Below are 14,031 nucleotides of genomic sequence, written 5' to 3'. Positions count from 1 at the left end.
GTGTGTCAGCCTTCCGCCCGGTGCGGGGCGGTCGTTACCAACGTGCGGCGCGATCGGGGCGTTTCGGCCTTTATGGGAACGCGACCAAGTAGTGACGCAAAGAGACCGCGCGTGTAGTGCATCAGCCCGGAAGGGCCGTTAACGTTCGGTGGGTCCCATGCACGGTGTCGGAGACACTGACTCGGAGGGAACCACTTGGAAGCCATCGACGCGGTCCTCGGCGAAGTCAGCGGCTTCGTCTGGGGTCCCTTCCTGCTCATCCCGCTGCTGGTCGGCGCGGGCCTGTACCTCACGGTCATGCTGCGCGGCCTGCAGTTCCACAAGCTCGGCTACGCGCTCTGGTACGCGCTCATCAAGCGCAAGGAGCCCGGCGACGGCGTCGAAGGCGACATCTCGCACTACCAGGCGCTGGCCACCGCGCTCGCCGCCACGGTCGGCGTCGGCAATATCGCCGGTGTGGCCACGGCCATCTCCATCGGCGGCCCCGGCGCGCTGTTCTGGATGTGGGTCACCGGATTGGTCGGCATGGCCACCAAGTACTCCGAGGCCTTCCTCGGCGTGCGCTACCGCCGCACCGACGCCAAGGGCGAGCAGAGCGGCGGCCCGATGTTCTACCTGACCTACGGCCTCAAGGAGGTCTTCCCCGGCTGGGGCGCGGGCCTGGGTACGGTGCTGGGCATCGCCTTCGCGGTCTTCGGCGGTATCGCGGCCTTCGGCATCGGCAACATGTCGCAGGCCAACTCCGTCGCCGACCAGCTCAACAGCACCTTCAACGTGCCGTTCTGGCTGTCGGGCGCGGTCATGATGGTGCTGGCCGGCGCGGTGCTGCTCGGCGGCATCAAGAGCATCGGCCGCTTCGCCGCGGGCGTGGTGCCGTTCATGATCATCGCCTACATCCTGGGCGGCCTGGCCGTCATCGTGCTGCAGATCGGCAACCTGCCGGCCGCGCTGGGGCAGGTCTTCACCGACGCCTTCACCGGCACCGCCGCCGCGGGCGGCTTCGTCGGCTCCGGCATCCTGCTCGCCATCCAGTACGGTGTGGCGCGCGGCGTGTTCTCCAACGAGTCCGGCCTGGGCACCGGCGGTATCGCGGCCGCGGCCGCCAAGACCACCAACCCGGTCCGGCAGGCGCTCGTGTCGATGACGCAGACCTTCATCGACACCCTGATCGTCGTCACCATCACCGGCCTGGTCATCGTCACCACCGGGGTGTGGACGCGGACCGACGACGAAGGAGTGCTGCTGACCGGTGCTCCGCTGACCGCCGAGGGCTTCTCCGTCGGCCTGCCCGGTACCTCGGGCGAGATGATCGTGGCGATCGCCCTGGTGTTCTTCGCCTTCACCACCCTGGTGGGCTGGTGCTACTACGGCGAGCGGTGCATGGACCGCCTCTTCGGGCGGGTCGCCGTCGTGCCCTTCCGGGTCGTGTTCGTACTCGTCGTCTTCGTCGGCTCGGTGATCCCGCTGAACACCGTCTGGCTCTTCTCCGACATCGCCAACGGCCTGATGGCGCTGCCGAACCTGATCGGCCTGGTGCTGCTCTCCGGCCTGGTGGCGCGCGAGACCCGCGCCTACTTCGCCAACCCGAACTGGAAGCTGGCCGGCACCACCGCCGACCCGGGCAACAACGCCCCGGTCGCCGGCGCCTGACCCACCGGCCTCCCGGACCGCATGACGGGCCGCCCGCTCCGGCGCGCGGCCCGTCGGCGTGCCGGAGGCGGAAGTGGCACAGGTCAGACTGCTGGCTCAGAAGGAGTTGGCTCAGATCAGAGGCGCTGGCGCTCGGGAGCGCTGTCCCTGTGCCACTCGTCGTCCAGAATCGAGTGGACGACGGAATCGCGCCATGCTCCGCGCGTCCACAGGTGTCGGCGAATGCGCCCTTCCTCGACCATCCCGGCCCCGTTCATTACGCGCGCCGACGCTTCGTTGAGCGGGGATCGCGCGCCCCAGATCCGCTTGAGCCCGAGGACGTCGAACCCTAGGCGCAAGAGGAGCCGGACGGTCTCCGCGCCCAGGCCCTGACCCCACAGGTCCGATCGCACGGCGAAGCCGATCTGGGCGCTGTGGGGCCGGTCATCGATCCCGAGCCGTCCCGTTCCGACCAGTCCGCCTTCCTTCGCCACGGCGAGCATGTACACCGTTCGCGGCTCAGCCGCCGCGTCCGCGACCGCAGAGTCGACGATCACAGTGCACTGGTCGACGGTTCGCGGGGTGAAGGACAGGTGCCGAACGGTGGCATCGTCCCCGTAGACCTTCACCAGATCCGCGACGTCCGAAGGGACCAACTCACGCAGCTGAAGGCGGGCACTGGACAGATCGATCGGGTACACGGTCTCAGAGGTTAACGCCCCGACGTGATCGAGGCGGCCGGTGTCCGGCTGTACGACTCGATTGCCTGACGCACTTGTCCGGCCCGCCGGTTTCCGGCGTACTGCGCGCTCCGGAGCACCCCGTGGACCCGCATCGCGCTGGCGACCACGCCAGCCACCCGTTGCTCAACGGGTAGCTCCAAGACGGGTGATATGGCTTCCTCGGCTCCTTCCAGTTCTCCCCGCGCTGCGCGCGCGAAGGCGAGGTCGGTCCGCGATCCGGCCTCATCACCGAACGCCCAGTCGTCGGATTCCGAACTGGACGCCTCTTCGTACGTCTGGATCGCCTTCAATGACGCCGCCTCAGCCTCAGATTCCTGTCCGGGAATCCAGATAAGCGTCTCAGCCGCGTAGTACTGCTGACGGCATGGAGCGAATCGCATCAGGCCTCCGAACGAGTCGAGATCGTCCGGTTCGATCTGCTCACGCAACTCTCGCGCTGATCGGAGATCCGCGATCGCTTTTTCGCCTTCTCCCACAGCAGATGCGGTGCGTGCGCTCTGAGCCAGCAACCATACGCCCGCGCTTCCTGTCCTAGGTGTCGCGAGATCGCGTGCGAGGTCGGCATAGCGGATGGCTTCGGAGGTCCAGCCCGCCCAGTAGGCCATGAGGGACTGCTGAGTCCGCACCCTTAGACGCAGGCCGTCGTGCTCGGCGTTGTCCGCGCAGATATAGGCCGTGCGAGCTTGCTTCATCGCTGACTGCGGGTCGTTGAGGTCATGTGACGCTTTGGCGAGCATGAGGCTGAGAATGCCGCTGAGCAGGTAAAGATCGCGAGTCTGCGTGGGGCGCTGACGCCCTTCCAAGATCACAAATGAAACGTTCTGAGCCTCGATCAAGTCGCCAAGTACCTGATGTAGCGGAACTCGTGGATAGAGGGAAGAAATGCGCTGGACCTCTTCGAACAGCTGCTGGATCGTTTCGGGGCCAACGTTATTTCCTTCGGCGATGGAAGCGAAGCGGAACGCTCTCTGTGCCGCCATTGCGACCTGCCTTTCCTGTGTTGCGAACGTGAGGTTCGTCGTTGGCAAGCTTTCAAACTTCGATGGCTGTGTGCCAGGAGGTGTCGCGAGACTCTTGTCAACGGCTTGGATGCGCAGCAAGACCTCTCGCTCGTGGCGGTCGAGCTTGTCCAGTCCGTCAGGGCAGAGCAGCCGCCGGGGGCTGGTCGCATACAGGGCGGCCAGCGCGATGATTTGAGCCGCTTGGGGAGGACGGCCTCCTTCCTGCGGCCACAACTCGAACCGACTCAAGCTCGCTTGGTCCAGTGAAGGCCCGCCGCCCTGCGCGCGGTAACGCACAGCCACTTCGACCTGGCTCCAGCCGCGAAGCTGTCGGTAAGCCGTGAGAGGGGATATCCCGCACCTTACGCGTAGTTCGTCTGTGATCTCGTCGTCTGTGCGGCCTTGTTGTCGCATGCGGTCACGTAGTTGCGCGATCTGCCGCTTGGTCCATCCCACTTCTCGACCTTCCTCGTGAAGCCGTGAGATCAAGATTGCCTCACTGTCGAGGGAGTGCAACGTGCTTATGGAGGGCGGGAGGGCGAACGTTGACATAGAACCGCGTCGTTGACGCCATAGTCGCAGGTCAGCGAATTGATCACTGCATAAAAACCATGTCTGCGCCCCTGGTGACTCAGCGCTTCCGAAGGTGTTCGATCGAGTGCAGCGAGTCAGGGCGAGATGCGCTGCGGTCTCAGACCTCTCTCAAGTCGTGGCTCGTTGCGACTCGGCCATCTCAAACTTGGAGCAATGATGATTGGCGTAACGGATACGTACATTCAGGACGCAAGCGTTCAGACATGGCCCTGCCGACGAACCGCAGGTATCCCCACGATTCTGCTGGGCACACTCAAGCACACGGCCGCCGTCTCGGCCCGCCAGTACGCTGCCGTTCGGCGCCTGCTCTGTCGCTTCGGGCACTATGCTCGCGGCGTCCTGTTTCTTGACCGCTGTCGCGGTCCGCACGTGGGCGTGGCACACCGGCTGCCGCCGTTGCGTCGCCGTCCAGAAACCTGCTCGGAGCGTACCGAGACTTTCGCAATCGAAGACATGCCCACAGGTGCGTTCCCAGCGCTGGTGCGGCCGTATCTCGTGGCGCACGAGCGTGCGTCCGCGCATGCACGGTGCGACGATTCGGACTTCCTGGCCGAGGGGGCAGTGCGGTGATCGCCCTCGGTGGGGCCGTGATCGTGACCCGAGGAACCGCCGATCGGGCTTTCCCGGGCCTGTCCGTCTCGGTGGCTGAGGCGCGGAACTGGCTGCGTCAGGTTCTCACGGTCGAAGCCGTTCCCGCTGGCGTGGTGGACATCGCCGTGCTGCTGTTGTCGGAAGTGGCGACCAACGCGGTCACGCACACCGAATCCGGTGCCCCAGGAGGGCGGTTCGTGTTGCGGGTGCGGTGCGGCCCGGGGTGGCTGCGCATCGAGTGCGATGACGCGGGCAACCGCACCGGATCCCACCCCCGCTACGTCATGAGCGGCCCCGAAGAGGTGGGTGGCCGGGGTTTGGCGTTGGTGGCCGAACTCGCCGATGCGTTCGGGGATCGTTTCGGCTTCACCGGGCGCACCGTCTATTTCGAGCTGCACTGGCCCAATCCGTCCGGCCGATCGCCGCTGCCTGCGCGGCGCGGCTACTGATCGTCCTGGTCGCGGGGGTCGAGCGGCCGTCCGTCCCCTGTCCTGCCCCGATTGGGGGCGGTGCGGCCCGAGGGGGAGGCTCCCCCCGCGGCCGGGACCACCACACCCACCGATCACCGATCTGTTCGCTTCCGGCATGCCCCTTGGTGTGTCCGAGTCCCTGAGGAAAGCCCCCGTATGCCTGTTCCCGACATGGTGCCGCTGGGAGAGGCCGCCCGCCTCACCGGCCGAACTCCGCAGGCGATCAAGGAGATGGCCGAGGCCGGTGAGGTCTTCGCCGTGCACGTCAGCGGCCATTACTACTTCGACCCCGCTCAGCTTCCCGAGCGGCCACTGCTGCCCGAAGAGCTCCAGGGCCAGTTGCCCGAGCTGATGACCGCCCAAGAGGTGGCGCACCTGTTTCGGGTGCATCCCAAGACCGTCTCCAGCTGGGCCCGCCAAGGCAAGCTCACCTACATCCGCACCCTGGGCGGACACCGCCGCTACACCGCCGACGACGTCCACCACCTGCTCAACCAGCAAGAACACGACACCAAGGAAGAAGGCCGATCATGATCCAAGAACCCCGCGCCCTGCACGCCGTCCACCCCGACGGGGCACTCGCCACCACCCTGCCCGCCCCACCCGAGCAGTGCTTTTTGATGTGGATCACCACCACACCCCCCACCCCCGACACCCCACCCATCGGACTCCTCACCGACCCCGGCCGCATGGCGAAGATCTCCCAGCTCATCACCCAGGCCGTCACCAACGAATTCCTCAGCTGGCTGGCCTCCCATGGCAAGGCCCACCCCACCGGACACGCCTGGCTCAACCTCCAACACCTCACCCCCACCCACCACCCCGACAACCACCAGATCCACGGATTCACCCTCGCCATCCCCCGACTCACCCAAAAGACCAACTGACCACCCGCCACTGACTGCGGCCCCCGCCCAAGCGGGGCCGCGAGTCACGTACAGAGGGCCTGGCCGTACACCTTCGTCACGCCCACATCGCGAAGAAGTGGTGCACCGGCCCGTGCCCATGGCCCACGTCGAGGTCGTCGGCGTGGCGGAGGGCGCCGGTGAGGTAGTCCTTGGCGTCGGTGACGGCGGCGGGCCAGTCGGGGCGGCGGGGGCGCAGGGCGGCGATCGCGGACGACAGGGTGCAGCCGGTGCCGTGGGTGTTGCGGGTGGGCACCCGGGGGGCGGTCAGGGCCAGGGGCTCGGGCAGGCCCTCGCCGACGAGCAGGTCCGTGCTGGTGGGGCCGGTGAGGTGGCCGCCCTTGAGCAGGACCAAGCGCGGGCCGAGGTCGAGCAGGCGCTGCGCCTGCTCGGGCATTGCCGCCTCGTCGGCCGCCTCGTCCGCGCCGAGCAGCGCCGCCGCCTCGGGCAGGTTCGGGGTGATCAGGTCGGCGCGCGGGAGCAGTTCGTCGCGGACGGCCGCGGCGGCGTCGGGGTCGAGCAGCGCGTCGCCGCTCTTGGCCACCATGACCGGGTCGAGCACGACGGCGGCCGGGCGGTGGCGGTCCAGCGCCTTGGCGACGGCGTGCACGATGCCCGCGTTGGCGACCATGCCGATCTTGACGGCGTCCACCCGTACGTCGCCGAAGAGGGTGTCGAGCTGGGCGGTGACGAAGTCGGGCTCGACCACCCGCACCGCGCTCACGCCGGTGGTCGTCTGCGCGACCAGGGCGGTGACGACCGACATGCCGTAGCCGCCGAGCGCGGAGAAGGTCTTGAGGTCGGCCTGGATGCCGGCGCCGCCGCTGGGGTCGGTGCCCGCGATGGTCAGCACGTTGGGGATGGGGCCGGGAGAGGTGGGGGAGTGCGGGAAAACAGGGGAGCCCGTGGCCATGGCCGACGTCCCTTCGCTAGTACGAGCTAGATCAGGTTCCACGGGTGTGTTCTCAGCCCGGCGTCCGGGCACCCCGCGTCGTAGCCCCATACGGTAACAAACCGCCCGGGTCGCCCCGCTAGGCGGGCGGATCAGACCGGGGCGCCGATACCGTCCAGCAGCGAGCGCACCACCACGTCGGCGGCCGGGGCGGGGCCCAGGGTGGGCAGCTGGTGCGCGGCCAGGTCGAGCAGGCGCACCACCATCGAACGGGCCCAGCCCGTCGGCAGGTCGCCGCGGAGCAGCCCCTCGCGCACCGCGCGCTGCACGAACTCGTCCAGCCGCTCGGCCAGCGCCAGCGAGCGGACGCGGGCGGCCTCGTCCTGGTCCAGCAGCGCCGTGTCCACCGGCCAGCGGCGGCTGGCCGCGATGACGCCCTCAGCCAGCCGGTGCAGCGCCACCGCGATCGGCGCCCGGTCCAGCCGGGCGTCGTCGAAGGCCCGCTCGATCGCGGTCAGCCGCGCCGCGTGGACCCCCGCGAGCAGCGCCGCGCGGTCGGGGAAGTGCCGGTACACCGTGCGGCGGTCCACCCCGGCGGCGGCCGCGATCGCGGCCATGCCGGCGGACGGGTCGGTGTACAGCAGCCGGGCGCCGGCCAGCAGGACGGCCTCCCGGTTGCGCGCGGCGTCGGCTCTCATGACGCCGCCGATCCTAGGCGGGGCGCGCCGCCGCTTCAGCTCTGCTCGATCACGTCCACGTGCACATGGTCGATGTGGCGCAGGATCTCGTCGACCGCCTCGTCGCCGGTGGGGGTGATGCTGTACGGGCGCCAGCCGGCGGCGGAGAACTGGGTGCTCCAGATCCGGTCGTCGAAGATCACCACCGCCAGGGCCAGCCGCTCGGCGTGCGCCACCAGCCACTGCGACATCAGCCAGCCCTCGCGCCGCCCCTCGGTGCTGATCGGCCGGTAGAACACGTCGATGGCGCGCCCGTCGTAGTGCGCGGAGTCGTCGCCGTGCCCGGAGCTGATCCCGCCCGGCTCGTAGCCGCCCACGCTCAGCTCGCCGAAGACCTCGTTCATCTCGTCCAGCACGGTCTGGGCGCGCGGGGTCAGCCCCGTCTCGGTCATCTCCTCCGCGGCCAGCCCCTCGGGGGCGGTGGCGCGGCAGGTCAGCACGGGTCCCGGCCCGTCCGGCGCCCCCTCCCGCAGCGCGCGCACCACCGCGGGGTCCACCCCCTCGCCCGGGTCGTCGCCGGTGACCGCCGCGGTGGTCGCCCGCATGGCGTGCTCGCGGTCGATGCCGACCGGCTCGCCGTCGACCTGCACCAGGCAGGCCGCGCTGACCAGCGGGACGCCCAGCTCCCTGGCCAGCCAGTAGCCGCCCCCGGCCAGCGCCGCCAGCAGCACGACGACGATCGCCACACACCCGAATCTGTGCACGCGGGAAGCCTATGCGCCCGACCTGCTCACCCGGCGAAAGGACGCGCCGCCGCCCGGCTCGCCCCCTATGCTGAGGAAGCCGGACTTCGCCCGAGTTCCGCCTGGTTTTACCCCTCGGCGGGCATTCTGGAAGGCGTGATGGAACACCGGGACCCCTCCACCGCCCGCGCCGACGCGGACGTGGTGGCCACGGCCGAGCCGACCGACGCGGACGCACCCCGCGCCGCCACCCGCGACCCCGCGTCCGGCGGCCGGCTGGTCGGCGTCGACATCGCCCGCAGCCTGGCGATCTTCGGCATGTTCACCGTGCACACCGGCGTCGCCTTCCTCGCCGGCGACGCCAACGAACTGGTGTACGAGCTGACCCGCGGCCGCTCCTCGATCCTGTTCGCCTTCCTGGCCGGCATCTCGCTGGCCATCATCTCCGGCCGCGCCGAGCCGAAGACGGGCGCGGAGGGGCGGCGGACCCTGTGGAAGGTCGCGGCCAGGGCGCTGATCCTGCTGCTGGTCGGCAGCGTGCTGACCACCCTGGACTCCGGCGTCTCGGTCATCCTGAACTACTACGGCTGTTTCTTCCTGCTCGCGCTGCCCTTCCTGCGGCTGCGCGCCCGGGGCCTGGCGATCGCCGCGGCCGTCGCCGCGCTGGCCGGACCGCAGCTGTCCTTCGCGCTGCGCTGGGGCTTCGAGTACGGCCCGCTGCCGTGGGCCTGGCTCGACACGGCCCGCGCCGTCGACCCGGTCGCCGCGCTGTCCGGCGAGGGCTTCACCGACTTCCTGCTCCTGGGCACCTACCCGGCGCTCACCTTCCTGGCCTTCCTGCTGGCCGGCATGGCCGTCGGCCGCCTCGACCTCGGCTCCGCCCAGGTGCGCTTCACCCTGCTGGGCGCCGGCGGCCTGCTGGCCCTGCTCGGTTACGGCCTGTCCTCCTACGCGCTGCACGGCGGCGGGATCCTGGCGCGGCTCGCCGCGGGCCCCTCGGCCAGCCCGTACCCCATGCCCGAGGGCACCGAGGTGGAGGAGAGCCTGGGCCGCTGGCACGGCACGGTGCCCGCCGACGACCCCGGCTGGCTGTTCGTCGCCACCCCGCACAGCGGCACCACCTTCGAGATCCTCGGCTCCGCCGGCACCGCCCTCGCCGTGCTCGCCCTCTGCCTGTTCCTCGGCGACCGGCTGCGCTGGGCGCTGTACCCGCTGGCCGCGGTCGGCTCGATGCCGTTCACCGTCTACACCCTGCACGTGGTGATCCTCGCGGTGATGAACGAGCCCGCCTCGCCGCTGGGCTTCATCGACGCCGTCCCGGAGTTCTTCCTGATCGGCACCCTGCTGTTCGCCACCGCCTGGCGGCTGACCTTGGGGCGCGGTCCGCTGGAGCGCGCGGTGGCCGCCGCCTCCAACGCCGCCGCCGACGCCTTCACCCGTCCGGCACCGCCGGAGGAATCCTCCCGCCGATGACGTGCGCGCGCCGGTGCGCCCAGTGACAAAAGCTTCGTAGATGCATACGGTTAGCCGGGATACGTTGGCACCCGCCGGATTGCGTGCCGAGCGCGGAGCCGGCGGTTCGACCCCCGGAGCTGGTACATGCCACAGCATCCGCGTGCGCGGAGCCGGTCGCACCCTCTGACCGCCGCCGTGCTCGCCGCCGCCGTCCTCGCCGCCCTGCTCGCCCCCGCCACCGCGGCCGCGCAGCCGGTCACCCCGCCGAACGTCGACGGCACGCAGACCGTCCCCGTCTACGACTACGCCGACGCGATCCGCGAGAGCGTCTGGGTGGAGGCCGAGGGCCTGGACAGCGACGAGGACGGCGAGCCCGACCGCATCGCCGTCGACGTCATCCGCCCACGCGAGGCCGCCGAGGCCGGGCAGGACGTGCCCGCCGTCATGATGGGCTCGCCCTACTTCGACTGCTGCGGCCGCGGCAACGAGGGCGAGCTGAAGCAGTACGACGAGAACGGCCTCATCACCGCCTTCCCGATGCACTACGACAACTACTTCGTGCCGCGCGGCTACGCCTACGTCGCCGCCGACCTGGCCGGCACCAACCGCTCCACCGGCTGCATGGACGTCGGCGGCAGCGCCGAGGTGACCAGCGCCCGCGCCGTCATCGACTGGCTGAACGGCCGCGCCACCGCCTACGACGCCGACGGACAGCAGGTCGTCGCCGACTGGACCAACGGCCGCGTCGGCATGATCGGCAAGTCCTGGGACGGCAGCGTCGCCAACGGCGTCGCCGCCACCGGCGTGGAGGGCCTGGAGACGATCGTGCCGCTGGGCGCCATCTCCAGCTGGTACGACTACCAGCGCTACAACGGTGTGCTGCGCAGCAGCGGCTACCCGACCTTCCTGGCCGAGGTGGTCAACGGCCGCCCCGAAGGCGTGTGCGACGAGATCTTCGCCGCCGAGGCCGAGGCGGCCGACGACGCGACCGGCAGCTACAACGCGTACTGGGCCGAGCGGGACTTCCGGCCCGACGCCGACCGGGTCACCGCGAGCGTGTTCGTGGTGCACGGCGTCAACGACCTGAACGTCACCACCACCCAGTTCGGCGCCTGGTGGGACGCGCTCGCCGACGCCGGGGTGACCCGCAAGATCTGGCTCACCCAGACCGGCCACATCGACCCCTTCGACTTCCGGCGCGCCGAGTGGGTCGACACCCTGCACCGCTGGTTCGACCATGAGCTGTACGACCTGGACAACGGCATCCTGGACGAGCCGATGGCCGATATCGAGCGGCCCGACGGCAGCTGGACCACCGAGGACACCTGGCCGGCCGCGAACGTCCGCACCCAGGCGCTGCACCTCGGCGACGGCGACGGCACCACCGGCGTGATCACCCCGCGGCGCGGCGGCGCGGCCGAGCGGGAGTTCACCGACGTGCCCGAGCTGACCGAGGGCCAGGTCGTGGCCGACCCGTCCCGGCCGCTGGACGGCCGGCTCAGCTTCCTCAGCGGCCCGCTCCGCCGCGACCTGCGCCTGTCGGGCACGCCCAGCGTGACCCTGCGGGTCCAGGTGGACCGCCCGACCACCACGCTCACCGCGCGGCTGACCGCCTACGGCGAGCGCACCAGGATCGACTACGCGTCCGACGGCGAGGGCATCAGGGACCTGGAGACGGAGTCCTGCTGGGGCGAGTCCTCGGCCACCGACGACTCCTGCTACATCGACACCGCGATCAACGAGATCACCACCGATGTGTACCCGCTGACCCGGGGCTGGATGAACGCGGCGCACCACGCCTCGCTCGAACTCCCCGAGCCGCTGCAGCCGGGCCGCTGGTACACGATCACCGTCCCGTTCAACACCTACGACACCGTCATCCCGGCCGGTCACGTGCTCGGCCTGGCGATCACCCAGTCCGACCTGGAGTACACCGAGCCCGACCCGACCGGCGCCACGGTCCGCGTCGACCTGGCGGGCAGCCGGCTCGACCTGCCGATCTCCGCCGGAGCGGTGCCGGCGGTCGCGCAGCCGGCGGTCGTGGACACCGAGCGGTCGGCCCGCGCCTACGGCACGGGCGAGGACTGGCGGCGGCCGGAGTTCCGCTGACCGGCCCCGGCACACCGAGGTCCGCCCCCGCCCGCCTCCGTGCGGGCGGGGGCGGACCCGTCCGCGCGCCCTGGTGGGCGTGCGCGCCCCGCGCGAGGGAAGATGGGCACCGATGACCGATCCACCCCACCCGGCCGGCGCGCCGGAGCCCGGAGCCACCGCGGGCGGCGCCGCCCCCACCGGCGCCGTCGACCGCCTGCAGCGCTTCGCCGCTCCGCGCTGGCTGGTGGAGACCGTGCGGGTACCGCGCGACCGCCCGCCCTGGTCGCACATGGCCAGGGCCGCCATCGCGGTGCCCGCCCCAATCGCGTTCGGCATGGCCCTGGACGCGCTGCCGCTGTTCCTGCTGGTGGCGATGGGCGCGATGGGCGCGACCATGGCCGACCGCGGCGGCCCCTACCGGCACCGGCTGGCCCGGCTGGCGCTCACCTGCCCGGCGGGCGCCTTCGGGGTGCTGGTCGGCTCGCTGGCGCAAGGCAACGGCTGGATCACCGTGGTGGTGTTCTGCGGGCTCGCCCTGCTGTCGGCCGCGGCCAGCGCCGCCTCCTCGGTCGGCTCGGTGGCCGGCATCCAGCTGCTGCTCTTCGCCAGCCTGGGCGTCGGCGTGCCACTGCCCGGCCCGTTCTGGCTCGGGCCCGCGCTGTTCCTGGCCGGCGGCGCCTGGGCGGTGCTGCTCACCCTGGCCGGCTGGCCGCTGCGGCCCAGCCGGCCCGAACGCGAGAGCGTGGCGGCCGCCTACCAGGCGCTCACCGACCTCTTCGCCGCCGTGCACACCGACGAGTTCGCGTCGCGCCGCAAGGAGCTGACGACCGCACTCAACCAGGCCTATGACGACCTGATGTCGGCGCGGGCCGTGTCGGAGGGCACCGACTCCGCCCGCAACCGGCTGGTCGCCGTACTGAACCAGGCCAACCCGATCACCGAGGCGGTGCTGGCCCTCGCGCACGAGGGGCGCGCCCCTCGGGCGGTGACCGTCGCCTTCATGTCCTCGCTGCCCGGCGCCATCCGGCACGGCGAGCCGCCGCCCGCCCCGCCCGAGCCGCTGTTCGTCTCCCCGGCCAGCCGCGCCCTGCACACCGCGCTGCGCGATGTGGCCGACCTGATGGGCGGCGGCACCCCCACCGAGCGGCAGCGGCGGCTGCCGGAGTACGCGGGCGACCAGCTGCGGGGCCATGCCGGCGGCCGCAGGCGCGGCCGGGCCCGCTGGCCGCACGTGCTCGCCGAGGCGCTGCGCGGCCACCTGTTCCGGCTGTACGCGATCCGGCTGACCGCGTGCGTCGCGGTCGCCGCCACCGTCAACGAACTGGGCATCGTCGACCACTCCTACTGGGTGATCCTCACCGTCGCGCTGGTGATGAAGCCCGACCTCGGCTCGGTGTTCGCCCGCGCGATGCAGCGCGGCATCGGGACGGTGCTGGGCGCCGCGATCGGCGGCGCGGTGCTGGCCGTGGTGCCCTACGGGCCGTGGATGCTGCTGCCGATGGCGCTGTTCGCCTGGCTGATGCCGATGGGCCTGCGCCTCAACTACGGCCTGTTCAGCACGGTGAACGCGCCACTGGTGCTGCTACTGGTCGACCTGCTGGCCGGCGGCGGCTGGGAACTGGTCGCCTCCCGGATCCTGGACACCGCCATCGGCTGCGTCATCGTCTTCGTCGTCGGCTACGCCTTCTGGCCGTCGAGCTGGCACGCCGACGTCGGCCGCCAGTTCGCCGACAGCGTCACCGCCGCCGCCCGCTACACCGACCAGGCGCTCAGCGGCGCGCACACCTGGGAGTCGCGCCGCAACGCCTACCGGGCGCTGTCGGACCTGCGCAACGTCTTCCAGCGGGCGCTGTCGGAGCCCCCGGCGCTGCGGCGGCGCATCACGGCGTGGTGGCCGGCGCTGGTGGCACTGGAACGGGTGCTGGACACCGTGGCCGCCACCACCATCCACATCCGCGACGAGGGCGGCGCCGAGCCCGACCCCACCGAGGTGCACCAGCTCACCCGCGCGCTCGCCGACCTGTCGGCCGCGCTGCGCGGCGGCACCCAGCTGGCCGACCTGCCGCTGCCCGACGGCGGCCCGCTTGAGCCGGTGACGGCCGCCGTCACCGCGGTGCGCGGGGTGTTCCGGGGCGACGAGGGGTACCCGGCCGCCCACGGCGCGCGACCCGGCGAGGACCCGTGACGGCGGGCCCGTCCGCGCTGTCGCACCCCGGCGGTAGCGTCCGCACGGCGGCGGA

Annotated in this window: 12 protein-coding genes and 1 riboswitch; of the genes, 7 read left to right on the top strand and 5 right to left on the bottom strand. The window is 71.1% G+C overall.

Going from position 1 to position 14,031, the window contains the following annotated elements; genetic code table 11:
- Positions 1-195: 195 nt before the first annotated feature.
- Positions 196-1,650 (top strand): alanine/glycine:cation symporter family protein, encoded by a 1,455-nt coding sequence (locus CLV72_RS26000; protein ID WP_106251520.1) that lies wholly within the window; start codon positions 196-198, stop codon positions 1,648-1,650.
- 116 nt (positions 1,651-1,766) lie between these two features.
- Here CLV72_RS26000 and CLV72_RS25995 read toward each other — a convergent pair whose 3' ends face one another.
- Positions 1,767-2,330 (bottom strand): GNAT family N-acetyltransferase, encoded by a 564-nt coding sequence (locus CLV72_RS25995; protein WP_106251518.1) that lies wholly within the window; start codon positions 2,328-2,330, stop codon positions 1,767-1,769.
- Between the two features lie 11 nt (positions 2,331-2,341).
- Positions 2,342-3,829 carry a hypothetical protein gene (locus CLV72_RS25990; protein WP_245930457.1) on the bottom strand — a complete coding sequence of 496 codons (1,488 nt, stop codon included), beginning with the start codon at positions 3,827-3,829 and terminating at the stop codon, positions 2,342-2,344.
- A 704-nt stretch (positions 3,830-4,533) separates the two neighbouring features.
- On the opposite strand from CLV72_RS25990, the gene CLV72_RS25980 reads away from it, so the two are divergent.
- From CLV72_RS25980 to CLV72_RS25970, 3 genes are all read left to right on the top strand, one after another.
- Positions 4,534-5,007 (top strand): ATP-binding protein, encoded by a 474-nt coding sequence (locus CLV72_RS25980; RefSeq protein ID WP_170141115.1) that lies wholly within the window; start codon positions 4,534-4,536, stop codon positions 5,005-5,007.
- Positions 5,008-5,184: 177 nt separating this feature from the next.
- Positions 5,185-5,562 (top strand): BldC family transcriptional regulator, encoded by a 378-nt coding sequence (locus CLV72_RS34005; RefSeq protein ID WP_425428126.1) that lies wholly within the window; start codon positions 5,185-5,187, stop codon positions 5,560-5,562.
- Entirely contained in the window at positions 5,559-5,915 is a 357-nt protein-coding gene (locus CLV72_RS25970; RefSeq protein WP_106251507.1) for a hypothetical protein, read from the top strand. The genes CLV72_RS34005 and CLV72_RS25970 overlap by 4 nt, the downstream gene beginning before the upstream one ends.
- Before the next feature lie 76 nt (positions 5,916-5,991).
- Here CLV72_RS25970 and thiD read toward each other — a convergent pair whose 3' ends face one another.
- The 3 genes from thiD to CLV72_RS25955 form a co-directional block, all read right to left on the bottom strand.
- On the bottom strand, positions 5,992-6,846 hold the full coding sequence (gene thiD, locus CLV72_RS25965; RefSeq protein WP_106251504.1) for a bifunctional hydroxymethylpyrimidine kinase/phosphomethylpyrimidine kinase: 855 nt from the start codon (positions 6,844-6,846) through the stop codon (positions 5,992-5,994).
- Positions 6,838-6,932: riboswitch (TPP riboswitch) on the bottom strand. (Overlaps the previous gene by 9 nt.)
- Before the next feature lie 45 nt (positions 6,933-6,977).
- Positions 6,978-7,523 (bottom strand): TetR family transcriptional regulator, encoded by a 546-nt coding sequence (locus CLV72_RS25960; RefSeq protein WP_211303127.1) that lies wholly within the window; start codon positions 7,521-7,523, stop codon positions 6,978-6,980.
- Between the two features lie 35 nt (positions 7,524-7,558).
- Complete coding sequence (locus CLV72_RS25955; protein ID WP_245930456.1) at positions 7,559-8,248, bottom strand: VldE C-terminal domain-containing protein; 690 nt, start codon at positions 8,246-8,248, stop codon at positions 7,559-7,561.
- Positions 8,249-8,404: 156 nt separating this feature from the next.
- Between CLV72_RS25955 and CLV72_RS25950 the strand changes: the two genes are divergently transcribed.
- The 3 genes from CLV72_RS25950 to CLV72_RS25940 all read left to right on the top strand — a co-directional run bounded on the left by CLV72_RS25950 (position 8,405) and on the right by CLV72_RS25940 (position 13,976).
- Positions 8,405-9,718 (top strand): heparan-alpha-glucosaminide N-acetyltransferase domain-containing protein, encoded by a 1,314-nt coding sequence (locus tag CLV72_RS25950; RefSeq protein WP_106251500.1) that lies wholly within the window; start codon positions 8,405-8,407, stop codon positions 9,716-9,718.
- 126 nt (positions 9,719-9,844) lie between these two features.
- Positions 9,845-11,809 carry a Xaa-Pro dipeptidyl-peptidase gene (locus CLV72_RS25945; protein WP_106251498.1) on the top strand — a complete coding sequence of 655 codons (1,965 nt, stop codon included), beginning with the start codon at positions 9,845-9,847 and terminating at the stop codon, positions 11,807-11,809.
- A gap of 112 nt (positions 11,810-11,921) precedes the next feature.
- A complete protein-coding gene (locus tag CLV72_RS25940; RefSeq protein WP_106251495.1) occupies positions 11,922-13,976 on the top strand; it encodes an FUSC family protein in 2,055 nt (684 codons plus the stop codon).
- The last annotated feature ends 55 nt before the right edge of the window (positions 13,977-14,031 follow it).

This window comes from Allonocardiopsis opalescens (assembly GCF_003002095.1).
GTDB lineage: Bacteria > Actinomycetota > Actinomycetes > Streptosporangiales > Streptosporangiaceae > Allonocardiopsis > Allonocardiopsis opalescens.
Note: the sequence above shows the minus strand (reverse complement) of the source record. Positions and strands in the feature narration are given on the sequence as shown.

Coding starts and splice junctions, on each gene's coding strand:
- CLV72_RS34005 (WP_425428126.1), top strand. CDS start 5,185: ATGCCTGTTCCCGACATGGTGCCGCTGGGAGAGGCCGCCCGCCTCACC.
- CLV72_RS25970 (WP_106251507.1), top strand. CDS start 5,559: ATGATCCAAGAACCCCGCGCCCTGCACGCCGTCCACCCCGACGGGGCA.
- thiD (WP_106251504.1), bottom strand. CDS start 6,846: ATGGCCACGGGCTCCCCTGTTTTCCCGCACTCCCCCACCTCTCCCGGC.
- CLV72_RS25960 (WP_211303127.1), bottom strand. CDS start 7,523: ATGAGAGCCGACGCCGCGCGCAACCGGGAGGCCGTCCTGCTGGCCGGC.
- CLV72_RS25950 (WP_106251500.1), top strand. CDS start 8,405: ATGGAACACCGGGACCCCTCCACCGCCCGCGCCGACGCGGACGTGGTG.
- CLV72_RS25945 (WP_106251498.1), top strand. CDS start 9,845: ATGCCACAGCATCCGCGTGCGCGGAGCCGGTCGCACCCTCTGACCGCC.
- CLV72_RS25940 (WP_106251495.1), top strand. CDS start 11,922: ATGACCGATCCACCCCACCCGGCCGGCGCGCCGGAGCCCGGAGCCACC.